Annotated in this window: 21 protein-coding genes; 14 read left to right on the top strand and 7 right to left on the bottom strand. The window is 72.1% G+C overall.

Annotation, left to right across the window (positions count from 1 at the left end; genetic code table 11):
• Nucleotides 1-77 precede the first annotated feature (77 nt).
• Entirely contained in the window at nt 78-578 is a 501-nt protein-coding gene (locus ACFY0K_RS14775; protein WP_390640147.1) for a GNAT family N-acetyltransferase, read from the bottom strand.
• A 57-nt stretch (nt 579-635) separates the two neighbouring features.
• On the opposite strand from ACFY0K_RS14775, the gene ACFY0K_RS14770 reads away from it, so the two are divergent.
• Complete coding sequence (locus ACFY0K_RS14770) at nt 636-1460, top strand: exodeoxyribonuclease III (protein WP_390640146.1); 825 nt, start codon at nt 636-638, stop codon at nt 1458-1460.
• A 70-nt stretch (nt 1461-1530) separates the two neighbouring features.
• Nucleotides 1531-2328 carry a DUF4253 domain-containing protein gene (locus ACFY0K_RS14765; RefSeq protein WP_390640145.1) on the top strand — a complete coding sequence of 266 codons (798 nt, stop codon included), beginning with the start codon at nt 1531-1533 and terminating at the stop codon, nt 2326-2328.
• A 29-nt stretch (nt 2329-2357) separates the two neighbouring features.
• Here ACFY0K_RS14765 and ACFY0K_RS14760 read toward each other — a convergent pair whose 3' ends face one another.
• The gene (locus ACFY0K_RS14760; protein WP_351957364.1) at nt 2358-2978 is read right to left on the bottom strand and encodes a MerR family transcriptional regulator; all 621 of its coding nucleotides are present in this window, start codon (nt 2976-2978) and stop codon (nt 2358-2360) included.
• Nucleotides 2979-3176: 198 nt separating this feature from the next.
• Here ACFY0K_RS14760 and ACFY0K_RS14755 point away from each other — a divergent pair, with 198 nt between their 5' ends.
• The 4 genes from ACFY0K_RS14755 (at nt 3177) to ACFY0K_RS14740 (ending at nt 6906) form a co-directional block, all read left to right on the top strand.
• Nucleotides 3177-4703, top strand: coding sequence for a flavin-containing monooxygenase (locus ACFY0K_RS14755; RefSeq protein WP_390640144.1), 1527 nt, complete (start codon nt 3177-3179; stop codon nt 4701-4703).
• Complete coding sequence (locus ACFY0K_RS14750) at nt 4700-5656, top strand: alpha/beta fold hydrolase (protein ID WP_390640143.1); 957 nt, start codon at nt 4700-4702, stop codon at nt 5654-5656. Before ACFY0K_RS14755 ends, ACFY0K_RS14750 begins: the two co-directional genes overlap by 4 nt.
• Nucleotides 5653-6537 carry an SDR family oxidoreductase gene (locus ACFY0K_RS14745; protein ID WP_390640142.1) on the top strand — a complete coding sequence of 295 codons (885 nt, stop codon included), beginning with the start codon at nt 5653-5655 and terminating at the stop codon, nt 6535-6537. Before ACFY0K_RS14750 ends, ACFY0K_RS14745 begins: the two co-directional genes overlap by 4 nt.
• Nucleotides 6538-6636: 99 nt before the next feature.
• Entirely contained in the window at nt 6637-6906 is a 270-nt protein-coding gene (locus ACFY0K_RS14740; RefSeq protein WP_390640141.1) for a hypothetical protein, read from the top strand.
• Between the two features lie 186 nt (nt 6907-7092).
• Here ACFY0K_RS14740 and ACFY0K_RS14735 read toward each other — a convergent pair whose 3' ends face one another.
• Nucleotides 7093-10461: a S41 family peptidase gene (locus ACFY0K_RS14735; RefSeq protein WP_390640140.1), complete on the bottom strand. Its 3369-nt coding sequence runs from the start codon at nt 10459-10461 to the stop codon at nt 7093-7095.
• Between the two features lie 167 nt (nt 10462-10628).
• Here ACFY0K_RS14735 and ACFY0K_RS14730 point away from each other — a divergent pair, with 167 nt between their 5' ends.
• The 3 genes from ACFY0K_RS14730 to ACFY0K_RS14720 all read left to right on the top strand — a co-directional run bounded on the left by ACFY0K_RS14730 (nt 10629) and on the right by ACFY0K_RS14720 (nt 14218).
• Nucleotides 10629-11231 carry a TetR/AcrR family transcriptional regulator gene (locus ACFY0K_RS14730; protein ID WP_390640139.1) on the top strand — a complete coding sequence of 201 codons (603 nt, stop codon included), beginning with the start codon at nt 10629-10631 and terminating at the stop codon, nt 11229-11231.
• Between the two features lie 124 nt (nt 11232-11355).
• Entirely contained in the window at nt 11356-13575 is a 2220-nt protein-coding gene (locus ACFY0K_RS14725) for an MMPL family transporter (protein ID WP_390640138.1), read from the top strand.
• 121 nt (nt 13576-13696) lie between these two features.
• Nucleotides 13697-14218 carry a YbaK/EbsC family protein gene (locus ACFY0K_RS14720; protein WP_390640137.1) on the top strand — a complete coding sequence of 174 codons (522 nt, stop codon included), beginning with the start codon at nt 13697-13699 and terminating at the stop codon, nt 14216-14218.
• Between the two features lie 23 nt (nt 14219-14241).
• Here ACFY0K_RS14720 and ACFY0K_RS14715 read toward each other — a convergent pair whose 3' ends face one another.
• Nucleotides 14242-14508: a hypothetical protein gene (locus ACFY0K_RS14715; protein WP_388603382.1), complete on the bottom strand. Its 267-nt coding sequence runs from the start codon at nt 14506-14508 to the stop codon at nt 14242-14244.
• A 263-nt stretch (nt 14509-14771) separates the two neighbouring features.
• Here ACFY0K_RS14715 and ACFY0K_RS14710 point away from each other — a divergent pair, with 263 nt between their 5' ends.
• From ACFY0K_RS14710 to ACFY0K_RS14690, 5 genes are all read left to right on the top strand, one after another.
• Complete coding sequence (locus ACFY0K_RS14710; RefSeq protein WP_390640136.1) at nt 14772-15728, top strand: ABC transporter ATP-binding protein; 957 nt, start codon at nt 14772-14774, stop codon at nt 15726-15728.
• The gene (locus ACFY0K_RS14705; RefSeq protein WP_390640135.1) at nt 15725-17086 is read left to right on the top strand and encodes an ABC transporter permease; all 1362 of its coding nucleotides are present in this window, start codon (nt 15725-15727) and stop codon (nt 17084-17086) included. Before ACFY0K_RS14710 ends, ACFY0K_RS14705 begins: the two co-directional genes overlap by 4 nt.
• Before the next feature lie 14 nt (nt 17087-17100).
• Nucleotides 17101-19854: an alkaline phosphatase family protein gene (locus tag ACFY0K_RS14700; protein WP_390640134.1), complete on the top strand. Its 2754-nt coding sequence runs from the start codon at nt 17101-17103 to the stop codon at nt 19852-19854.
• 151 nt (nt 19855-20005) lie between these two features.
• Complete coding sequence (locus ACFY0K_RS14695) at nt 20006-20887, top strand: NAD(P)-dependent oxidoreductase (RefSeq protein WP_390640133.1); 882 nt, start codon at nt 20006-20008, stop codon at nt 20885-20887.
• 107 nt (nt 20888-20994) lie between these two features.
• Nucleotides 20995-21270 carry a DUF1876 domain-containing protein gene (locus tag ACFY0K_RS14690; protein WP_089102439.1) on the top strand — a complete coding sequence of 92 codons (276 nt, stop codon included), beginning with the start codon at nt 20995-20997 and terminating at the stop codon, nt 21268-21270.
• A 34-nt stretch (nt 21271-21304) separates the two neighbouring features.
• Here the strand turns inward: ACFY0K_RS14690 and ACFY0K_RS14685 are convergent, their stop codons facing one another.
• From ACFY0K_RS14685 to ACFY0K_RS14675, 3 genes are all read right to left on the bottom strand, one after another.
• Nucleotides 21305-22465 (bottom strand): serine hydrolase domain-containing protein, encoded by a 1161-nt coding sequence (locus tag ACFY0K_RS14685; RefSeq protein WP_390640132.1) that lies wholly within the window; start codon nt 22463-22465, stop codon nt 21305-21307.
• Nucleotides 22466-22568: 103 nt separating this feature from the next.
• Nucleotides 22569-22973, bottom strand: a complete 405-nt coding sequence (locus ACFY0K_RS14680) for an organic hydroperoxide resistance protein (RefSeq protein WP_352365832.1) — start codon at nt 22971-22973, stop codon at nt 22569-22571.
• A 223-nt stretch (nt 22974-23196) separates the two neighbouring features.
• Nucleotides 23197-23670, bottom strand: a complete 474-nt coding sequence (locus ACFY0K_RS14675; protein WP_390640131.1) for a MarR family winged helix-turn-helix transcriptional regulator — start codon at nt 23668-23670, stop codon at nt 23197-23199.
• Nucleotides 23671-23676 lie beyond the last annotated feature (6 nt).

Genomic DNA, 23676 nt, shown 5'->3' with positions numbered 1-23676 from the left:
CGACGGCCGGCACCGCGGTGACGACGGCTGGCGCATCGCCAACAAGGTGTATCACCGGCGCTCTTGAGCCCTGGGAGCTACAGGCCGGCCGGCGGATCCGCCCGCAGGGCCTTCGCGAAGCAGCGGCTCGACTCGTGGTGGCGGTAGTAGCCGAACTTGACGCACGGTTCGTAGCCGCTGGAGGTGTAGAGGGCGATGGCCTCCGGCTGCTTGGTGCCGGTCTCCAGGACCATGCGGAGGCGGCCGGCCGCGCGGGCGTCGGCCTCCAGGGCCGTGAGCATGCGGCGGGCGAGGCCGCGGCCGCGCATCGCCTCGATGACGAACATGCGCTTGAGCTCGGCGTCGCCGTCCTCGTTGCCCTCGCCGTTCGCGTCCTGGCTGCGCCAGCCGCCGGTGGCCACCGGGCGGTCGGACTCGTCGTACGCGATCAGGTAGATGCCGTTCGGCGGTGCGAAGTCGGCCGTGTCGAGGACGGTGGCGTCGCCGCCGTCGCCGTAGCGCAGCTGGTACTCGGCCTGGACCTCGTCGTTCAGCTTGACGGCGTCGGGGTGGTCGAAGGCGACCGGACGTATATTCATGTGAGGCATCGTATATTCGTGCGGGCGGTGAACGCGGTGGACAGCGGACTCCGTCCAGTGTGCCGGTATCGTGCCCTGGTGCTGACTGTGACCTCGGTGAATGTGAACGGGCTGCGGGCCGCCGCGAAGAAGGGCTTCGTGGAGTGGCTCGCGGAGACCTCCGCGGACGTGCTCTGCCTCCAGGAGGTGCGTGCCGAGCCGCAGCAGCTCCCCGAGGAGGTGCGCGCGCCCGGCGGGTGGCACGTGCTGCACGCCCCCGCGGCCGCCAAGGGGCGCGCGGGTGTCTCCCTCTACACACGGCGTGAGCCGGACCGGGTGCGCGTCGGCTTCGGCTCGGACGAGTTCGACGCGAGCGGGCGCTACGTCGAGGCCGACCTGCCCGGCGTCACCGTCGCCTCCCTCTACCTCCCCTCCGGCGAGGTCGGCACCGAGCGGCAGGACGAGAAGTACCGGTTCATGGGCGAGTTCCTGGCCCATCTGAAGGACCTGCGCGAACGGGCCGCCGCCGACGGCCGCGAGGTCGTCGTCTGCGGCGACTGGAACATCGCCCACCAGCGGGCCGACCTGAAGAACTGGCGAGGCAACACCAAGAACTCCGGCTTCCTCCCGGAGGAACGGGACTGGCTCGGCAAGGTCCTCGCCCCGGCCGACGGCGGATACGTCGACGTCGTACGCGCCCTCCATCCGGACGTCGAGGGGCCGTACACGTGGTGGTCGTACCGGGGGCGGGCGTTCGAGAACGATTCGGGATGGCGCATCGATCTCGCCGTGGCGACCCCGGGGCTGGCGGCCCGCGCCGTGAAGGCGGTCGTGGAGCGGGCGGCCAGCCATGGGGAGCGGTGGTCGGATCACGCTCCGGTCACGGTGACCTTCGAGATGTGACGCGGACCGGCTGCGGCTCCGCCCGGGCGCGGCAGGCCGTGTTGTCAGTGCCGCGCTCTACGGTGCGGCCATGACATTCGCGCTGCCCGACGGTCTGCCTCCTGGCCGGTTCGTGCCCCTCGGTCCCACGTCGGTGTGGGTCTCCGACGGCTTCCCGGACGACGTCCGACGGCTGTGGCCCCGCCTGCTGGAGGGGCGGCGGGAACACGGCCTGCTTCCCCTCCTGTGCTGGCTCGACGAGATGGGGAAGCCGCTCGGCCCGGAAGAGGTCGACGCCGTCCGTCTCGAGGAGGTGCTGGCCGCGGACTTCGCCGAGTACCGCCGCAAGAGGCTCCCGTTCTGGACGAACCCCACGCCGGCCCTGGCACCGGAGGAGGAAGAGGAAGGGGTCGAGCCGTGGCCGCACGACCCAGGACCGCCCTTCACGCACTGGCCGGGCCTGGCGCCGCACATGCCGGTCACGGCCGCCTGCCCGACCCCGGAGGAGGCCGCGTCGGGCCTGGTGTCCGGGCTCGTGGAGACCGCCCCCTACGGGCTGTACGACTGCCGCCTCGTGCTCGTTCCCGCCCGCCGCGGCAGCGACGCCCTGGCGGTGACCGGCTGGTCCGCGGAGGCACCGCTGCCCCTGCTCTGCGCACTCCTGCGCAGCTGGGAGGACCGCTTCGGTGCCGAGGCCGTGGCGGTGTTCGGCAGCGAGCTGTACGTCTCGGTCGCGCGACCTCCCGTCGAGGCGGAGCACGCGGACCTGCTCGCCCTGGAGCACGTGCTGTCGACCGCGGACAACATCGTCGACGACCCGCCCACGCCGTTCCCCGAGTACGCGGCGGACCTCGTGGGACGGGCTTCCTGGTCGTTCTGGTGGGACTAGGGGCGACGGCATGCAGCCCCTGGGCGTCCCTAGGCCCGCTTGCGCAGCCGCCGGTCCAGTGCCAGTGACACCTCCGCCTCCACCACGCTGCGGGCCAGGGGGCGCAGGCGTTCCATGTCTTCCTCGGGGCCGTGCCGCAGGACGAGGTCGGCGAAGAGTTCGGCGAGGGCGTCGGCGTGCCGGCGGACGCTGCGGCCGGCGGCCAGGACCTCGGCGAGCGGGAAGCCCTCGCGGACCAGGGCCTCGGAGGCGTCCAGCAGGCGGCGGCTGATGTGGACGATGTCGTCGCCGTCGGTGCCGAGGTAGCCGAGGTCCATGGCGGCGGCGAGGTTCTCCGGGGTGACCTCGCCCTCGAAGCGGGCGGCGAGCTCCTCGGGGGTGAGGCGGACCGGCTCCTCCTCGGTGGGGGTGTCGACGCCGATCAGGTCGGCGACGTTGCGGCCCTGGTCGAGGGCTTCGGCGAGCTCCGCGATGCCGTTCAGGGTGTGACCGCGTTCCAGCAGCGCCGAGATCGTGCGCAGCCGGGCCAGGTGGTGGTCGTCGTACCAGGCGATGCGGCCCTCGCGGCGGGGTGGCCGGATCAGCTTGCGCTCGCGGTAGAAGCGCAGGGTGCGCACGGTGATGCCGGCCCGTGCGGCCAGTTCCTCCATGCGGTACTCGCGGCCGCCGCCCTGGGCGGAGGCCGTGGAGGTCGTTCGTCCGCCGTCGTCCGTCACGTGCGCAGCCTATGTTGTACCGCCGGTAACTTTCCTCCGTCCGGGGCCTACCCATCGGTACGGAGCTGCTCTACAGTCCAACCGTGCCAGTGTTCACTGGCGTAATCACGGGCGAGGTGTGGAGGCTCCGGGATGGCCCAGCACGAGCATGTACGGGTGGCGGTGATCGGGTCCGGGTTCGGCGGGCTGGGCGCGGCCGTGCGGTTGCGCAGGGAGGGGATCACCGACTTCGTCGTCCTGGAACGGGCCGGCAGCGTCGGCGGTACCTGGCGGGACAACAGCTATCCGGGGTGCGCCTGCGACGTGCCCTCCCACCTGTACTCCTTCTCCTTCGCACCCAACCCCGACTGGCCGCGCACCTTCTCCGGGCAGGAGCACATCCGCGCCTACCTGGAGCACGTCACCGACCTGTTCGGGCTCCGGCCCCACCTCCGCTTCGACGCCGAGGTCAAGCGGATGGCCTGGGACGCGGAGGCGCTGCGCTGGGAGATCGAGACCGCCGCCGGCGCCTTCTCCGCCGACGTCGTCGTCTCCGCCACCGGTCCGCTGTCCGACCCGAAGATCCCCGGGATCCCGGGCCTGGACTCCTTCCCCGGCAAGGTCTTCCACTCGGCCCGCTGGGACCACGACTACGACCTGCGCGGCAAGCGCGTCGCCATGGTCGGCACCGGCGCCTCCGCGATCCAGATCGTGCCCGCCGTCCAGCCCGAGGTCGACCGCCTCACCCTCTTCCAGCGCACCCCGCCGTGGGTGATGCCCCGCGCCGACCGTGCCATCAGCGCCGCCGAGCGCCGGCTGCACCGCGCGCTGCCCTTCACCACCCAGGCCCGGCGCGGCCTGCTGTGGGGCATCAGGGAGCTCCAGGTCCAGGCGTTCACCAAGCGGCCCGACGAACTCGGCCTGGTGGAGAGCCTCGCCAAGCGCAACATGGCCCGCGCGATCAAGGACCCCGCGCTGCGCGCCAAGCTCACCCCCGACTACCGCATCGGCTGCAAGCGGATCCTGCTCTCCAGCACCTACTATCCGGCGCTGGCCCAGCCGAACGTGGACCTGGTGGCGAGCGGGCTCAGCGAGGTGCGTGGGTCGACGGTCGTCGCCGCCGACGGCACCTCCGCCGAGGTCGACGCGATCATCTTCGGCACCGGCTTCCACGTCACCGACATGCCCATCGCCGAGCGGGTCGTCGGTGCCGACGGGCGGACCCTCGCGGAGACCTGGAAGGGCGGCATGGAGGCGCTCCGCGGTGCCACGGCCGCCGGGTTCCCCAACTGGATGACGATCATCGGGCCCAACACCGGCCTCGGGAACTCCTCCATGATCCTCATGATCGAGTCCCAGCTGAACTACCTGGCCGACTACCTGCGCCAGCTCCGCGTCCTCGGCGGCCGGGCGGCCCTGGACGCCCGCCCCGGTGCCGTGGCCGCCTGGAACCACAAGGTCCAGGAGCGCATGAAGCGCACCGTCTGGAACACCGGCGGCTGCACCAGCTGGTACCTCGACGCGAGCGGCCGCAACACCACCATCTGGCCCGGTACGACCACCGAGTTCCGGCGGGCGACCCAGCGGGTGGACCTCGCGGAGTACGACGTGATCCGCCCGTCCCTGCCGGGCGGCGGCGCCGGCGACAGTGACATGGCCGGTGCGGAGGTGGGGGCATGAGCCGCCTCACCCACGTGACCTCCGGGCCGTACGCGCCCCCCGCCCCCGCCCGCGAACTCACCGTCGTCTCCGCCGACGGCGCCCGCCTGCACGTCGAGGTGCACGGCCCCGAGGACGCGCCCCCCGTCGTCCTCGCCCACGGCTGGACCTGCTCGACCGCCTTCTGGGCGGCACAGACGCGCGAACTGGCCGTCGACCACCGGGTGATCGCGTACGACCAGCGGGGACACGGGCGCAGTCCCGCGAGCCCTGCGTGCACCACCCAGGCGCTGGCGGACGACCTCGAAGCGGTGCTCGCGCACACCCTCGCCCGCGGGGAACGTGCCGTGATCGTCGGCCACTCCATGGGCGGCATGACCGTCATGGCGGCCGCCGCACGCCCCCGCTTCCGCGCGCACGCCGCCGCCGTCCTGCTGTGCAGCACCGGCAGTTCGCGGCTGGTCGCGGAGGCGCTCGTCCTGCCGTTGCGGGCCGGCGGCCTGCGCACCTGGCTGACGGCGCGGGTCCTGGCCTCGCGCGCCCCGCTCGGTCCTGTCACGCCCCTGGCGCTGCGCATCCTCAAGTACGCGACCATGGGCCCGGCTTCCGCCCCGCACATGGTCGAGGCGTGCGCGCGGATCGTGCACGCCTGCCCGAGCGCCGTGCGCCATACCTGGGCGCGCGTCCTCGCGCAGCTCGACCTCGATCACGGCGTACGGGAGTTGAGCGCGCCCACGGCGGTCGTCACCGGCACGGCCGACCGGCTCACGCCCCCGGTGCACGCCCGCGCGCTGATCGCCGCGCTGCCGCACCCCCTCGGCCTCACCGAGCTGCCGGGGACGGGCCACATGACTCCGGTCGAGGCACCGGAAGTGGTCAACGCAAAGATCCGGGAACTGGTCACCGCGTACGTGACCGGCGCCCGTGAGGAAGCCGGCGCCGACGGGCCCGCGCGGATCAAGGAGGGCTCATGAGCAGGGTCGGTCTCGAAGGACAGGTCGCCGTCGTCACCGGAGCGGCGCGCGGTGTCGGCGAGTTGCTCGCCCGCAAGCTCTCCGCGCGCGGGGCGACGGTCGCATTGGTCGGGCTGGAGGAGGAGGCGCTCAAGGAGGTCTCCGGCAGGCTGCACGGCGACAGCGCCTACTGGTACGCCGACGTCACCGACCACGAGGCGATGAGCCGGGTCGCGCGGGAGGTCAAGGAGCGGTTCGGGAAGACCGACATCGTGGTGGCCAACGCCGGGGTGGCGAACGGCGGTCCGTTCGCCGAGTCGGACCCCGAGGCCTGGCGGCGGGTGATCGAGGTCAACCTGATCGGCTCGGCGGTGACGGCGCGCGCGTTCCTGCCGGTGCTCACCGAGAGCCGCGGCTATCTGCTGCAGATCGCGTCGCTGGCCGCGATCACGCCGGCGCCGATGATGACGGCGTACTGCGCGTCCAAGGCGGGCGTGGAGGCGTACGCGCACAGCCTGCGCGCCGAGGTCGGCCACCAGGGCGTGCGGGTCGGGGTCGGGTACCTGTCCTGGACGGACACCGACATGGTGCGCGGCGCCGACCAGGACGAGGTGATGCGGGAGTTGCGGCAGCGGCTGCCCTGGCCGGCGAACAAGACGTACCCGCTGGGTCCGGCCGTGGACCGGATCGTGGCCGGCATCGAGCGGCGCTCGGCGCACGTGTACGGGCAGTGGTGGCTGCGCGGGATGCAGGGCGTGCGCGGGTATCTGCCGGCGCTGATCGGCACGGTCGGGCAGCGGGAGATGAAGCGGTTCGCGCCCCGGCTGCAGGGCATGCGTACGGGGCTCGTCGGTGCAGGTGGGGCGGCCGACGAGGAGGCGCGCGCTACGCACCGTCATTGATCGAAATGCGCGCGTAGTCGCCCCGTGTGAGTCTGGTCGAGGCCCCAATCGACACCGACTGAGGGCCGATCCCCTCACCCTCCACGGGAGTGAACCCACATGGGTATGAAGGACAAGGCCGGCAAGATGCAGGGACAGACCAAGCAGAAGACGCCGGAAGGCCGGCAGCAGGCCCCGCAGCGTGGCCAGCAGGCCCCGCAGCCCGGCCAGCAGACGCAGCAGCGCGGCCAGCAGGCCGCCCAGCACACTCAGCAGCGCGGCCAGCAGGCGCAGGAGCGCGGCCGGCAGATGACTGAGCGCGGTCGTCAGAACATGGACGACGCCGAGCTGGAGATGCAGGACCGGTTCGACCAGGACTACGACGCCTAGTCGTTGCACTTGGCTTGGCCGACAGGCGTGGGGCGCCCTTCTTCATGGAGGGTGCCCTGCGTTTTGTGCGCCCATGGGGGGAGTGGGTCGCGGTGGGGTGGTGGGTGCGGGTGCGGGTGCGGGTGCGTGGGGGTTGATCGCGCAGTTCCCCGCGCCCCTGACGGGGCGCTCAGGCTGACGGGGTGTTCAAGCTGACGGGGTCGTCGGCCTCGGGGGAAGCTTGGGGCGGGAGCGGTTGGGGACTTCGCTGTAGTCGGGTGGGACCGCTGCCGGGTGGTCGGTGAGGAGGTCCAGGGCCAGTTGGATCGCGTGGTCCATCTCGACGTGGCGGCCCTCCGCCCAGTCCATCGGGGTGCGCAGGACCTCCAGGTCGGGGGCGACGCCGTGGTTCTCGACGGACCAGCCGTAGTCCTCGAACCAGGCCGCGTTCATCGGCACCGTGATCACCGTGCCGTCGCCCAGGCGGTGGCGGCCGGTCATGCCGACCACTCCGCCCCAGGTGCGCTGGCCGACGACCGGGCCGAGCTTCAGCAGCTTGATCGCGGCCGTGATCATGTCGCCGTCGGAGGAGGTGGCCTCGTCGGCGAGTGCGACGATCGGGCCGCGCGGGGCGTTGGAGGCGTACGACACCGGCTGGGCGTTCCTCGTCAGGTCCCAGCCGAGGATGGTCCGGCTGAGTTGCTCCACGACGAGTTCGCTGATGTGGCCACCCGCGTTGCCGCGCACGTCGACGATGAGCGCGGGCCGGGAGACCTCCATCCGCAGATCGCGGTTGAACTGGGCCCAGCCCGAGCCGCCCATGTCCGGGATGTGCAGGTAGCCGCACTTGCCACCGCTCATCTCCCGTACCACCTCGCGGCGTTTGGCCACCCAGTCCTGGTAGCGCAGCGGCCGTTCGTCGATCAGCGGGAGGACGGCGACCCGGCGCGGCGGCCCCGACTCGCCCTCGCCCGGGGCGAAGGTCAGCTCCACCGTCGTGGCCCCCGCCCCCGCGAGCAGCGGGAACGGTCCGGTCACCGGGTCCACCGGTCTGCCGTCGATGTGGGTGAGGACCGCGCCCTCCCGGATGCCGGTGCCCGCGAGCGGGGAACGCGCCTTGGAGTCGGAGGAGTCGCCGGGCAGGATCCGCTTGACCGTCCAGCCGCCGTCCCGGCGTACGAGGTTGGCGCCGAGCAGGCCCTGGAAGCGCTGGTAGTGCGGCGGGCCCTCGTTGCGGCGGGCCGGGGTGACGTAGGCGTGCGAGGTGCCCAGCTCGCCGAGGACCTCACGGAGGAGGTCGGCGAAGTCGTCGGGGGACGCGACCCGTTCGACCAGGGGCCGGTACTGGTCGAGCACGCCGTCCCAGTCGATGCCGCACATCCCGGGGTCCCAGAAGTAGTCCCGGATGAGGCGGCCTGCCTCGGCGTACGACTGGCGCCACTCGGCGGGCGGGTCGACCTCGTGCAGGATGCGGCGCAGGTCGATCCAGACGGTCGTGTCGCCGTCGCCGGACTCGGTCGACGGCACGGCCCGCAGCTCGCCCTCGTCGACCACGACCAGCCGGCTGCCGTCGCCGCTGACCGTGAACCAGTCCAGGTGGTCCACGAGTTCGGACTTTTTCGCCTTGGTGATGTTGAAGTACTCCAGGGTCGGCCGCCCGCTGGTGTCGGCCGGGTTGACGAAGGTCTCGCCCAGCGCGCCCGAGATCGGCCAGCGCAGCCAGACCAGGCCGCCGCCCGCGACCGGGTACAGCGCCGAGTACTTGGAGGCGGTGACCGGGAACGGGGTCACCCGGCTCGCCAGCCCCTCCACCTCGACCGTCACCGCGCCGCCCTCGCCGGGTTCCTCGTCCTCGACGGGGTCCAGGCCGCCGGCCGCCGGCCGCCCGTCCGGGTTGAGCGCGAACGGGGAGGGGGTCGCCGAGGAGAGCGGGACCAGGTAGGGGCGGCAGCCGAGCGGGAACGACAGATCGCCGGTGTGCACGTCGTACACCGGGTCGAAGCCGCGCCAGGACAGGAACGCGAGGTAGCGGCCGTCGCGGGTGAAGACCGGGTTCTCGTCCTCGAAGCGGCCGTTGGTGACGTCGATGACGAGCCGGTCGCTGATGCGGGCCATCTTGATCTGCCGCAGCGAACGGCCGATGCCCGGATGCGACCAGGTCAGCCATGACCCGTCCGGTGAGAAGGCCAGATCACGGACCGGTCCGTTGATCGACTGGATCAGTTCGGTGACCACGTCGTCGGAGTCCGCCCCGTCAACAGGGTCAATGTTGACGGGATTAGAGGCGTCAACGCCGTCAACGCCGTCAACGCCGTCAACTTTGTCAACGCCGTCAACGGCGTCGGCTCCGGCGAGGTCGCCCACCTCCTCGGTCACGTCGATGAGCAGCAGCCTGCCGTCGTGTGCCGCCACCGCCAGCCGTTCGCCGAGGGGGTCCGAGACCAGTTCGAGCACCCGGCCCAGCTTCCCGCAGGCAAGGCGGCGCGGTGGGCGGTCGCCGGTCGCCCGGGGCAGGTGGGCGATCTCGACGGCGTCCTCGCCGCCGGCGTCGGTGACGTAGGCGATCTGCCCGGTCGAGCCGAGCATCTCCGGGAGCCGTACCCGTACGCCCGGGGTGTCGGCGATGGTGCGGGCCGGTCCGTCGCGGTGGGTGAGCCAGTACAGGCTGCCGCGCACGACGACGGCGCTGGCCCGTCCGGTCTCGTCGACGGAGACGCCGTCGACGTGCTGGGCGGCCGGCACCTGGTAGGGACGGCGCCCGGCCCGGGGCCCGGAGAGGCGTACGTCGAGGCGGCGCGGTGCGGCGTCCGGGCCGAGATCGTCGACGAGCCAGAGGTCGCCCGCGCACTGGTACACGACCCTGGTGCCGTCGCTGGCGGCGTGCCGGGCGTAGAAGGCGTCGTGGTCGGTGTGCCGGCGCAGGTCGGAGCCGTCGTAGGCGCAGGAGTAGAGGTTGCCGACGCCTTCGTGGTCGGAGAGGAAGGCGATCCGGCCGCCGACGAACATCGGGGAGTCGAGGTGGCCGCCGATACCCTCCAGCAGCCGCTGCCCGTGCAGCCACAGCCGGCCCATGGCGCCGCCCCGGTAGCGCTTCCAGCCGGCCGGCTCGTGCGGCGGGGTGCCGGTGAGCAGAAGGGTCCTGCGTTCGTCGGCGATGTCGGTGACCTGGATGTCGGCGACCGGCCCCCACGGCAGTTTGCGGCCCGGGTCGCCGTCGGGGGAGACCTTGTAGGCCCAGGTGAAGTAGGAGAAGGGCTGGCTGTGCGAGGCGACCGCCAGGATGTCCCCCTCCGGCGTCCAGCCGGACACCCGGGTGTCGGCGCTGCCCCAGTACGTCAGCTGCCGGCCGGGTCCGCCGCCGACGTCGACCAGGTGGATCTCGGGCACCAGGCTCCGCCAGCTCGTGTACGCGATCCGGCGGCCGTCGGGGGAGAAGCGCGGATGGCCGGTCTTGGTGCGGTCGACGGTGAGCCGCCAGGCGCGGCCCGGGGTGTCGATCGAGGTCAGCCAGAGGTCGTCCTCGGCCACGAAGCACAACAGGTCGCCGCTGAGGTGCGGCAGGCGCAGATAGCTCACCTCCCCATGCTTTGCCGGGGGCGGAGGGCCAGCAACTCGTGGCAGCTCACGGATTTTCCGTCCGCGTGAGACAGCACACGTACGAAACGGTTTCGTTTCTGTAGATCGCAGGGTATGTTCGGGGTGTAAGCACGAAGGCGATGGTGGAGCAATGAAGGGTGAGTGGCATGACTGAGGTCGCAACGGCGCGTCGCAGTCGCATCACGCCCGAGCGTGAGGCCGAGCTGTACGAGGCCGTGCTCGACCTGCTCCGCGAGGTCGGCTACGACGCCCTCACCATGGACGCCGTCGCCGCCCGCACCAAGTCCAGCAAGGCCACCCTCTACCGCCAGTGGGGCGGGAAGGCCGAGCTGGTGGCCAAGGCGGTCCGGTACCAGAAGCCGGGGGCCGCGCTCGACGAGATCGACACCGGCTCGCTCCGCGGCGACCTGCACGCCATGACGCTCCGCTCCGACGACTGCGAGATGGAGCAGAACTCCGCGCTGATGCGGGGCCTCGCCATGGCGATCCACGGCAACCCGGATCTTCTGCAGGCGTTCAAGGAGCACCTGATCGAGCCCGAGATGGCCGGTTTCCGGACCGTGCTGCAGCGGGCGATCGACCGGGGCGAGATCCGTGCGGACAACCCGGCCATCGACTTCGTGATGCACATGATGATCGGTGGATTCGCCGCCCGTTCGCTGATCGACGAGCAGCCGCCCACCCAGACCTTCCTGCTGTCGTACATCGACGCCGTGGTGCTGCCCGCCCTCGGCGCACCCACCTGCTGACCCATCCCCGCGGCCAGCCCACCTGACGTCTCCGCTCACGTCGTCGGGCCGATCACCCCTGCCACCCACCGGGTTGATCACCCCTGCCCTGAAAACCCCACGACCTGACCGGGAGTACGCCCCCGTGGCCACGTTCCTCTACAAACTCGGCCGGTTCGCCTTTCGGCGACGGCACTACGTCGCCCTCATATGGGTGGCGCTGCTGACCCTCGCCGGCGTCGCCGCCGCCTCCGCCCCCGCGGCCGGCTCCAGCTCCTTCTCGATCCCCGGCACCGAGGCCCAGAAGGCCTTCGACCTGCTGGACCAGCGCTTCCCCGGCGCCAGCTCCGACGGCGCCACCGCGCGAGTCGTCTTCAAGGCACCGGCCGGCGAGAAGATGACGGACAAGCTCAACAAGGCGACCGTCAAGAAGACCGTGAAGGAACTGGCCGCCGGCTCCGAGGTCACCTCCGTCACCGACCCGTTCAAGCAGCACGCCGTCAGCAAGGACGGCACGGTCGCCTACGCCTCGGTGCGCTACGACGTCTCCGGCACGGAGCTCAAGGACTCCTCCCGCAACGCGCTGGAGGCGGCCGGCCACCACGCCGAGAAAGCCGGGCTGACCGTCGAGGTCGGCGGTGACGCGCTCCAGTCCGGGGCCGACGCGGGCGGCGCCGGTGAGGCCATCGGTCTCGCCATCGCCGCCGTCGTCCTCGTCATCACCCTGGGCTCGCTGGTCGCGGCCGGACTGCCGCTGCTGACGGCGATCATCGGCGTGGGCATCGGCGTCTCCACCATCACCGCCCTCGCCAAGGCGCTCGACCTCGGCGACACCACGTCCACCCTGGCGATGATGATCGGTCTCGCCGTCGGCATCGACTACGCGCTGTTCATCGTCTCCCGCTACCGCGGCGAGCTGGCCGAGGGCCGCGACCGCGAGGAGGCGGTCGGCCGCGCCGCCGGCACGGCGGGCTCGGCGGTGGTCTTCGCCGGCCTCACGGTCGTGATCGCGCTCGCGGGTCTCTCGGTCGTCGGCGTGCCGATGCTGACGAAGATGGGCCTCGCTGCGGCGGGCACGGTCGTGGTCGCCGTCCTCATCGCGCTGACCATGATCCCGGCGATGCTCGGCTACGCGGGCCGCAAGGTCAGGGCCGCGGGCGAGAAGCGCCGGACGCACTCCCATGCCACCCCGAAGGACAAGCCCGGCCTGGGCGCCCGCTGGGCGAGCTTCGTGGTCCGCCGCCCGGCGGCCGTGCTGCTCCTCGGCGTGGCCGGCCTCGGCGCGATCGCCCTCCCGGCCACCCAGCTCGAACTGGGCCTGCCCGACGACGGCTCGCAGCCCACGTCCACGACCCAGCGCCGGGCCTACGACCTGCTGTCGGAGGGCTTCGGCCCCGGCTTCAACGGGCCGCTGATGATCGTGGTCGACGCCAAGGGCAGCGACGCCCCCAAGAAGGCGGCCACCAAGGTGGCCGACGACATCAAGGGCCTCAAGGACGTCGTGACGGTGACCCCGGCGGCGTTCAACAAGGCCGGCGACACCGCGACGATCACGGTGATCCCGGACTCCAAGCCGTCCTCGATGCAGACCGAGGACCTGGTGCACGCCATCCGCGACCAGGGCGCCGACGTCAAGGCCGACACCGGCGCACGGGTCCTGGTCACCGGCACCACCGCGATGAACATCGACTTCTCGCAGAAGCTCAACGACGCGCTGGTCCCCTACCTGGCGCTGGTGGTCGGCCTCGCCTTCCTCCTCCTGATCGCGGTCTTCCGCTCCATCCTGGTCCCGCTGAAGGCGGCCCTCGGCTTCCTGCTCAGCGTGCTCGCCGCGCTCGGCGCCGTCGTCGCGGTCTTCCAGTGGGGCTGGCTCGGCGGCCTGCTCGGCGTCGAGCAGACCGGCCCGATCATGTCGATGATGCCGATCTTCATGGTGGGCGTGGTCTTCGGCCTCGCCATGGACTACGAGGTGTTCCTCGTGACCCGGATGCGGGAGGCGTACGTCCACGGGGAGACGCCCGGCCAGGCCGTGGTGACCGGCTTCCGGCACAGCGCGCGGGTCGTGGCCGCCGCGGCGGTCATCATGATCTCCGTCTTCAGCGGCTTCATCACCTCCAGCGAATCCATGATCAAGATGATCGGCTTCGGCCTCGCCGTCGCGGTCTTCTTCGACGCGTTCGTCGTCCGCATGGCGATCGTCCCGGCGGTGCTCGCGCTGCTCGGCAAGCGCGCCTGGTGGCTGCCGAAGTGGCTGGACCGCGCGCTGCCCAACGTCGACGTCGAGGGCGAGGGCCTGCGCGCCCTGTCCGACGAGGCCGCCGGGGCCGGCAAGGACGACGAGGACCGGGAGCTCGTACGCGTCTGACGTACGGCTCGTGACAGACCGCCGGTGAGGGTCCGTGGGGACGGGGCGCCCTCACCGGCTTCGTCGTGTACCCCGCGCCAAACCACTCGCCGCACCTGCCACGCCCCGTTAGCGTGCCCCCATGACGACGAAAGCCGCCACTGACGCCGGCACCGGGGACTCCGGCGCCCATCCCCGTTTCGCCGCCGCCCTGGCCGAGCTGGGCCTCGGGGAACTGACCTCGCGGGTCCGGCGGTTCCCGGACGCGACCCGTACCGCGGCCGAGGCCGCCGCCGCGGTCGGCTGCGAGCTGAGCGAGATCTGCAAGTCGCTGATCTTCGCGGCCGACGGGGTGCCGGTGCTGGTGCTGATGGACGGCGCCTCCCGGGTCGACGTGGAACTGGTCCGCAAGGAACTCGGCGCCGCGAAGGTGACCCGGGCCAAGGCGGACGCCGTACGCGAGACGACCGGCTACGCCATCGGCGGCGTGCCGCCCTTCGGCCACCGGACCCGCACGCGCGTGCTCGCCGACCGGGCGCTGCTGCACCACGACGTGGTGTGGGCCGCCGCCGGCAACCCCCACGCCGTCTTCCCCATCGCCCCCGCCGCCCTGGTGAAGCACGCCGGCGCCACCGTCGTGGACGTACGCGAGCCCACCGCGTGACCCCGGCGGTCACCGCGGCCTGATCAGTCCCGCCGGACGGACAGCAGGCGCGTCGCCACGGCCAGCACCAGCCCGGCGGCGATGAGGTACCAACCGAGGCGTTCCTGGGGCATCGCCGGTGACCACACCCGCCAGACCGACGGGGTGTAGGACTCGGCCTCCAGGTAGTCCGCGTACCTCATGGGCGGCGGGTCGGTCCGGCCGCGCACCCAGAGCAGGACGCCTATGGCGGCACACGTCGCGGATATCGCGTACAGGACCGGGGCGCGGTTCGAGGCGGGTCTCTTCACGGGTTCTTCCTCGGCGTCGGCGTGGCTGTGTGCGGCCGTTGCGGGCTTGTCCGCAGGTTAGGCCACGCTCGACGGTGCCCGGTCACATCATCCCTGTGGCGCAGGGGCGTTGTGGGGCCGGGCCCGGGCGGCCGGTTCCGCTCCCCGGACTTGCCGTTGCCTTGACGAACCGTTCCTCGAACGTTCAGCCGACCGCCTGTGCCCGGGTTGTGTGTTCTCCATAAAGTCCCTGCGGATCGCGGAAGAAGGGACGCACGGGACTCATGGACATACGGCACGCAGTCCGGGCCCGCGGGATCACCAAGTGCTTCGGTGACGTCGTCGCGCTGGACGCCGTGGACCTCGACGTGACGCAAGGTCAGATCCACGGCCTGGTCGGGCCGAACGGCGCCGGCAAGACGACGCTGCTCGGCCTGCTGCTGGGGCTGGCCGTCGCCGACGGCGGCCGGCTGGAGATCCTGGGCACGCCGGTCGAGCGGGCGCTCGCCGCCCCCGACGGCGTCGCCGGCTTCGTGGACGCGCCCGGTCTCTACCCCTCGCTCACCGCCCGGCAGAACCTCGCCGCGCTGGCCACGCTGCGCGGTCTGGACACCGGGACGGCAGGGACCGCGGGTATCGACGACGTGCTCGCCGAGGTCGGTCTCACCGACGTCGCCGAGGACAGGACCCGCGGCTTCTCCCTCGGCATGCGGCAGCGGCTCGGACTCGCCGCCGCCCTGCTCGTCCGGCCCCGGCTGCTCGTGCTCGACGAGCCCTCCAACGGCCTCGACCCGGCCGGCAAGAGGCACGTGCACGGCGTCCTCACCCGGCTCGCCGCCGACGGCACCGCCGTGGTGCTCTCCAGCCACCGGATGGACGACCTGGAGGCGCTGTGCTCCGAGGTCACCATCCTCGCCACCGGCCGGGTCGTCTTCTCCGGCCCGCTGACCAAGCTCGCCGCCGAGAACCGCGAACTCGACTACCGGCTGCGCACCTCCGACGCCGGGACCGCGCGCCGGCTCGCCGCGGACGCGCCCGGCATCCGGATCGTCGACGACCCCGGCCTCGGCCTGCGCAGCGACCCCGACGTGCTCGTCGTACGCGCCCTGGTGCCCGCCCTCGACGAACTCGTCACGGAGGTCGTGCGGTCGGGTGTCGCGGTGCGCGAACTCGCCCCCGTCGTCTCCCCCCTGGAAGCCGCGTTCCTCGCCCTCACCGAACACCAGGAGACCGGCCGATGACCGTCACGGAGAACGCTCCCGTCACCGGACCCGCCCCGGTCACCCGTCGCGTCCCGGTCTCGCGCGGCTACCGCTTCGAACTGGTGAAGCTGGTCTCGCAGTGGCGGATCCGGCTGCTGGTGCTCGCCTGCTGGATCGCGCCGGGGCTCTTCGTCGCCGGGGTCAGCCGGCAGAGCACGCTGCCCGCCGACACGCTCTTCGGCCGCTGGATGCACGCCACCGGGTGGGCCGGGCCGCTGGTGATGCTCGGTTTCGCGGGCACCTGGGCGCTCCCGCTGCTGACGTCGGTGGTCGCCGGTGACGTGTTCGCCGCCGAGGACCGGCTCGGCACCTGGCGCCACCTGCTGGTGGCGGTCCGCTCGCCCGCGCGGATCTTCGTGGCGAAGTCGCTGGCCAGCCTCACCGTCATCCTGCTGCTGGTGGCCGGACTGGCCGTCTCCAGCACGCTCGGCGGGCTGGCGTCGGTCGGCGACCAGCCGCTGGTCGGCCTCGACGGCCACCTGCTGTCGCCCGGCGACGCGGCAGGACGGGTCCTGCTCGCCTGGCTCGCGGCCCTCGCCCCCACCCTCTCCCTCGCCGCGATCGGACTGCTCGGCTCGGTCGCCCTCGGCCGTTCCCCGATGGGCCTGCTGCTGCCCCCGATCGTCGCGCTCGCGATGTCGGTCGCCCAGATGCTGCCGCTGCCCGTCGCGGTGCGCCTCGCCCTGCCCGGCTACGCCTTCATCTCCTGGAACGGCCTGTTCACCAGCCCCGGGCAGCTCGCCCCGCTCCTCATCGCCGTCGCGGTGAGCCTGGCGTGGGCGGTGCTCGCGACGGTGCTCGCGTATGTGCTGTTCGTACGGCGGGACTTCACCAACCCGGCCTACGACGGCTCCGGGCGCCGCGCGCTCACCCTCGGCGTGCTGCCGCTGGCCGCGCTGACCGCCGTCGCCGTCGGCGCGCTCGCCCTGGCTACCCCGTCGACGGGTTCCGGGATCCGGCAGGACAAGGTGCAGAAGTCCCTCGCCACGGTCTTCGGTCACCTCTACCGGCTGCAGACGGAGCAACTGCACCGGCCCGCCGTCACCGAGGCCCAGCTGAAGGCCACGGCCGCATGCACCAAGAGCGACGGCCAGTCCGCCCAGGAGGGCGCGGGCAACGACTGGCGTTGCGTCGTCAGCTGGCACCTCCCCGGCGTCACGGCGGTCACGGGGACGGCGGTCTACCAGCTCGACATCACCTCGGACGGGCGGCTCGTGGCCGACGGCGACGGTCCCAAGGAAGTCAACGGCTACTTCCTGGTACGGACCTCGACCGGCGACGCCCCGAATCCGCTGTGGCAGTTCGACGGCAACGTCGACCTGCTCGACACCCACTGAAGGGAAACAGTTCCGTGCAGGTAACCCGCCAGCGCCGGATCAACGAGAAGAAGCAGATCCACCTCTTCGGCAGACACGTCGGCCGCCACACCCTGCTGGTGACGGCGGGAATCGCCGTCGCCCTCGGCGTCACGGGCACCGCGGTCGCCTCGACGTACCAGTTCGGCACCCAGCAGGTCGGCCAGACCACCGCCAACGGCCAGGTCGTCTCCGCCGACCAGTACATCAACCCCTATGGCACGCGTAGTGTCATCAACGACGGCAAGATCATGTCGTCGGTCGTCAGCCCGGACGGCACCCACCTCGCCGCCTCGATCGCCGACGGCGACGCGTCGCTCGTCATCGTGGACCTGGCGACCGGTCAGGTCACGCAGAAGATCGGCACCAACGCGGCCGACAACCTGCGCATCAGCAGCGGCGCGGTCGGCCAGGAGGGTCCCACCTACTCGCCCGACGGCAAGCAGCTGTGGCTGGGCCAGGCCAACGGCTACACCAAGTTCACCGTCAACGCCGACGGCACCCTCGCGAGCCCCACGGCCGTGCCGATAGCGGCCGACGGCACCAAGCAGGCACTGGTGGGCGCGGCGGTGTTCTCGGCCGACGGCGCCACCGTGTACTCCGCGGTCAACGGCCAGAACAAGGTGGTCGCCATCGACGCGGCGACCGGCACGATCAAGCAGACCTGGGCGGTCGGCAACGCCCCGCGCGGTCTCGCGCTGGTCGGCGGCAAGCTCTACGTCAGCAACGAGGGCGGGCGCCCGGCCAAGGCCGGCGACACCACGATCAACTCCTACGGCACCAATGTCGTGGCCAACCCGAAGACCGGCGCCAGCACCACCGGCACGGTCAGCGTCATCGACACCGCGGACCCGTCCGCCGCCGTCGGCACCGTCGACGTCGGCCTGCACCCGACCGCCGTGTACGCGACCAAGGGCGCGGTGTTCGTCACCAACACCGCCGACAACACCGTGTCGGTCATCGACAGCCGCAAGGACAAGGTCGTCCAGACGATCTCCACCCAGCCGTGGCCCGAGGCGTCCGTGGGCTACGAGCCGAACGCGGTCACCCTCACCGACGACGGCCGCCTCCTGGTGACCCTCGGCCGCGCCAACGCCGTCGCCGTCTACCGCTACACCTCCGCGCAGCAGCCGGCCCGCTACGTCGGCCTGCTCCCCACCGACTACTTCCCGTCGGGCGTCACCGCCCTCGGCAAGAAGATCGTGGTCGCCAACACCCGCGGCGTCGACGCGCGCCGTCCCGACGCCGCCGGGCACAACACGCACGACACCACGTCGAGCCTCACCCAGTTCACGATGCCGAGCGACCAGGTCGTCAGGGCCGAGACGAACAAGGTGTTCAAGCAGAACGGCTGGACGTCCAACTCGGTCAAGACCGCCAAGGCCGACAGCCACAAGAAGGCCGTCCCGGTCCCGAAGCGGATCGGCGACCCGTCGACGATCAAGCACGTCTTCCTGCTCGTCAAGGAGAACCGCACCTACGACCAGGTCTTCGGCGACCTGCCGCAGGGCAACGGGAACTCCGCGCTCACCCAGTTCGGCGAGAACGTCACGCCGAACCAGCACGCCCTGGCCCAGCAGTTCGGCCTGTACGACAACTTCTACGACATCGGCACCAACTCCGCCGAGGGCCACAACTGGCTGATGCAGTCGGACAACCCGGAGTACACCGAGTCGTCGGCCGGCGAGTACACCCGCAGCTACGACACCGAGGACGACGTCCTCGGCCACCAGAAGACCGGGTTCATCTGGACCGGAGCGCAGGCGGCCGGCAAGTCCGTGAAGGACTTCGGCGAGTTCCAGTCGTACGAGAGCAAGCCCGCTGGTGCGACCTGGCAGAACCTGTACTGCGACAGCAAGAACATGGCCGCGACCGGGGCCCAGACCGCCTACCCGATCAAGACGGGCTCGGCGATCCCCTCGCTCAACGACGTCTCCGTGCAGGGCTTCCCGCTGTTCGACCTCAACGTCCCGGACATCTACAAAGAGCAGATCTGGAAGCAGGACTTCGAGAAGAACGGCCCGGCGAACCTGAACATGTTCTGGTTCTCCAACGACCACACCGGCGGTCCCGCCAACGCCGCCGCCGAGGTCGCCGACAACGACCTCGCGGTCGGCCGGATGGTCGACGAGATCACCCACAGCAAGTACTGGAAGGACTCGGCGATCTTCGTCGTCGAGGACGACTCCCAGGCCGGCCTCGACCACGTCGACGGCCACCGCGCCCCGGTCCAGGTCATCAGCCCGTACGCCCAGCACGGCACGGTCGACGACCACTACTACTCGCAGATCACCATGGTCCGCACCATCGAGCAGATCCTCGGGGTGCACCCGATGAACCAGCTCGACAGCGCGGCCACCCCGATGTACGGGGCGTTCACGGGCAAGGCGGACGACACGCCGTTCACGGCGGTCCCGAACCGGACCTCGCTGACCCTCGGCGTGAACCCGCAGCCGGCCTGCGGCTCGGACACCCCGGCGGCCCAGGACGCCCATGCGGCGCCCGCGCCGACGTCGGCTGCCGTCCCGGCGGCCGAGGCCAAGGTCGCGGCGCAGTGGCGGACGTGGGCCTCGCACCAGCGGCTGACCGGCAAGAACGCGGTGCCGGACTACGCCAACCCCACCCAGATGAACCGTTACACCTGGTACCAGACCCACAACTGGACCAAGCCCTACCCCGGCGACAAGAAGATCTACTCGCCGAACGACGTGCCCGGCGCCTACCTCCCGTCCGCGGAGAACGACGGCTGAGCCAGAACCGCTCACGCACCGGGACCCCGGCCCTCGCGGCCGGGGTCCCCGTGCGTTCCGCGGCGCGCCGCCGGGACACCCGGACGCCGCGCGCCGGGCGGCCTGCGGTGCGTCAAGCTGGCTGCGGAACGTACGAGGACAGGGAGACGTCATGACCGACAAGCTGACCGTGGGCGTGCTGGGCACCGGCATCATGGGCGCCGCGATGGCCCGCAACCTCCTGAAGGCCCGGCACACCGTCCGCGCGTGGAACCGCACCCGCGCCAAGGCCGAACCGCTCGCCGCGGACGGCGCCCAGGTCGCGGACACACCGGCCGAGGCCGTCGAGGGCGCCGACGTCGTCCTGACCATGCTGTACGACGGCGCGACCGCCCTGGAGACCCTGCGTGAGGCCGCCGGGTCGCTGCGCCCCGGGGCCGTCTGGGTGCAGTCGACCACCGCCGGCCTCGACCAGGTTCCCGTCCTGGCCGCGTTCGCCGCCGAGCACGGCCTGGTCTTCTACGACGCCCCGGTCCTCGGCACCCGCCAGCCCGCCGAGGCCGGACAGCTCACCGTCCTGGCCGCCGGGCCGCAGCAGGGCCGGGAGACGGTGACGCCCGTCTTCGACGCGGTCGGCGTGCGCACGGTGTGGACCGGCGACGACGGGTCCACGGCCGCCGCGACCCGGCTCAAGCTGGTCGCCAACAGCTGGGTCCTCGCGGCCACCGTGGCGACCGGCGAGGTGGTCGCGCTGGCCCAGGCGCTCGGTGTGGACCCGCAGAGCTTCTTCGGCCTGATCGCGGGCGGCCCCCTCGACATGGGCTACCTGCGGGCCAAGGCCGCGCTGATCCTCGACGGCGAGCTGACGCCGCCGTCGTTCGCGGTGGACACCGCCGGGAAGGACGCCCGGCTGATCGTCGCCGCCGGTGCGAGCCACGGCGTGCGCCTGGACGTCGCCCAGGCGGCCGCCGAACGCTTCGCCCGCGCCGCCGCCCAGGGGCACGCCGACGAGGACATGGCGGCCGCGTACTTCGCCAGCTTCGAGGACAAGTAGCGGGGCGAGGGGCCAGGGGCGAGAGCGGGGGCCGGGCCGACGTGACGGGCCCGGCCCCGGAGGAGCACCCTGGAAGCAGCGATTCCGGAGGTGGTCCCGTGATGAACATGATGAAAACCGCTGTGGGATGGCATGTCGAGATGGAGTTCCTGGAGGACGACACGCACACGCGCGCGGTGGCCCTGGTACGCCTGCCCGACGGCACCGAGGTACGGGCGCACGGTCACGCGAGCCGGCACGAGTCCGACAGCAACCAGCCCAGAGTCGGCGAGGAGATCGCCGGCGCCCGCGCCCTGAACGAACTGGCCATGCAGCTGCTGTCCAAGGCGCACGGCGAGATCGACGCGCTGTCGGGGCGGCATTCGCACCCGATCAACGTGTGAGCGGTGCGCGCGGGCGCGCAGGTGCGCGCGGTGGTTACGACAGCGCCGTGCGCACCGCGCGTACCAGCGCCTGCGCCCGCGGGTCCGCCGTCACGCTCTTGCGGAAGCCGTTGGTGACGTAGCCGAAGGCGATGCCCGACTCGGGGTCCGCGAAGGCGAGCGCGCCGCCGCGGCCGGGGTGGCCGAAGGAGCCGGGGGTGAGCAGCGGGGACGCGCTGCCGTGCAGCATGTAGCCGAGCCCGAAGCGGGTGGCGACGACCAGCACCCGGTCGGGGCCGGCTGACTGCTCGCCGCGGGCCAGCTCCACGGTCTCCGGCGTGAACAGCCGCCGGCCGCCGTCGACGTCGCCGATCAGGGCGGCGTAGAAGCGGGCCAGGCCGTCGGCGGTGGCGATGCCGTTGGAGGCGGGCAGGGCGGCCGCGCGGTAGGCGGGGTCGTTCTCGTCCGGGAGCGGGTCGATCGCGCCGAACGCCCGGCGGGTGAGCGAGCCGGGGTCGGCGTACGCCTCGGAGACGGCCCGCTTGGGCCTGGTCCGCAGTGCGCCCGCGCTCTCGGGTGCCGGCACCGGCCCGACGCGCCCCACGCGCGCCTGCTCGGCCTCCGGCAGCCCGAGCCACAGCCCGGCGCCGAGCGGCCCGGCGATCTCGTCCGCGATCCACTCGCCGACGGTCCGCCCGGTCACCCGCCGCACCAGTTCGCCGGTCAGCCAGCTGTACGTCTGCGCGTGGTAGCCGTGGTCGGTGCCCGGCTCCCACACCGGCGCCTGCGCCGCCACGGCGGCCGCGCCGAGGTCGGGGTCGGCGGCCTCCGCGGGCGTGAGCGGCCGGTCCAGCACCGGTACGCCCGCGGAGTGCGCGAGCAGCTGCCGCACCAGCGTCCGCTCCTTGCCTGCCGCCTTGTACTCCGGCCAGTGGTCGCCCACCGGCGCGTCCAGGTCCAGTTCGCCGCGCTGGTGCAGGAGCAGCAGGACGGCGGCGGCGACGCCCTTGGTCGCCGAGCGCACGATCTGGGCGGTGCCGTGCTCCCACGGGGTGTCACCGTCGACGTCCCTGCTGCCGCCCCACAGGTCGACGACCCGGTGCCCGTCCCGGTACACGGCGACCGCCGCGCCCCGGTCCCCGAGCAGCTCGAAGTTGCCGGCGAACGCGTCCCTGACCGGCTCGAAGCCCTCCGCCACAGTGCCGTGCACGTCCACGTCCGGATCCCTCCGCCTGCCCACTTGCCGGTGACAGTCAGGGGAACATGGCCGTGCGGTCGCGGATTCCTCGGTACGACGTGGTCTGCGGCACGTGCCGGGGTCAGCCGAGCACGATGGTCACCTCGATGTTCCCGCGCGTGGCGTTCGAGTACGGGCACACCTCGTGGGCGGCGTCCACCAGCTTCGCCGCGATGTCCGCGTCCAGCACCGGGAGCGAGACGCTGAGGGCGACGGCGAGACCGTAGCCGCGCTGCTTGTTGGGGCCGATGCCGACCTTCGCGGCGACCGTGGAGCCGGTCAGGTCGTAGCCCGCGCGGTTGCCGACGAGGATCAGCGCGTTGTGGAAGCAGGCGCTGTAGCCCGCCGCGAACAGCTGCTCCGGGTTGGTGCCGTTGCCGTCCCCGCCCAGCTCCGGCGGCATCGCGACCTTGAGGTCGATCTGGCCGTCCTGGCTGCTGACATACCCGTCCCGGCCGCCGTGCGCGGTCGCCTCGGCGACATACATGATCTTCGTCGGACGAGAGTCGACGGTGGCGCCTTCGATCACGGCGGGACCTCCCCCAGGGCGGAAACGGTGGTGGGCAACACAGAAGTGTGCAAGCACATCGTGCACAAGGTACCGACCGGTAGGAAGCCCTGCGGCTACCAGGGGGTGGAAACCGTGGGTAACAGCTGTCGCTGTCACGGCCGCAGGACCATCGGGCCACGACGGCCGAAAGGGCGCCCGGCTACGACGGCCGCGAGGCCGCCCGGCCCGCCCGTTCCGCCAGGTCCCGCAGCTCCCCGCGCAGCCGGGCCACGTCGGCCCCGTCGAGCCCGGTCGTCGTGAGCAGGGCGCCGGGGATGCGCGCCGCGCGCTCCCGCAGTTCCTCCGCGCGCCCGGTGCATCCGACGAGCACCGAGCGCTCGTCCTGCTCCGAGCGCTCCCTGCGTACCAGCCCCGCCCCCTCCAGCCGCTTCAGCAGTGGTGACACCGTGCCGTAGTCGAGCCGGAGCGCCTCCGCCAGTTCCTTCACCGTGGTCTCACCCCGCTCCCACAGGACGAGCAGTACGAGGTACTGCGGGTAGGTGAGCCCGAGTTCGTCGAGGAGCGGCCGGTAGGCGGCGGTCACGGCGCGCTGTGCCGCGTACAGCGCGAAGCACAGCTGGTCGTCCAGCCGCGGCGGCCCCGCAGGGGTCCCGGCGTCCTCTTGATGCGTCACGAGCCC

Source organism: Streptomyces sp. NPDC001507 (genome assembly GCF_042894765.1).
Classification (GTDB): Bacteria; Actinomycetota; Actinomycetes; order Streptomycetales; family Streptomycetaceae; genus Streptomyces.
This window is presented reverse-complemented; position numbering and strand designations above follow the sequence as displayed.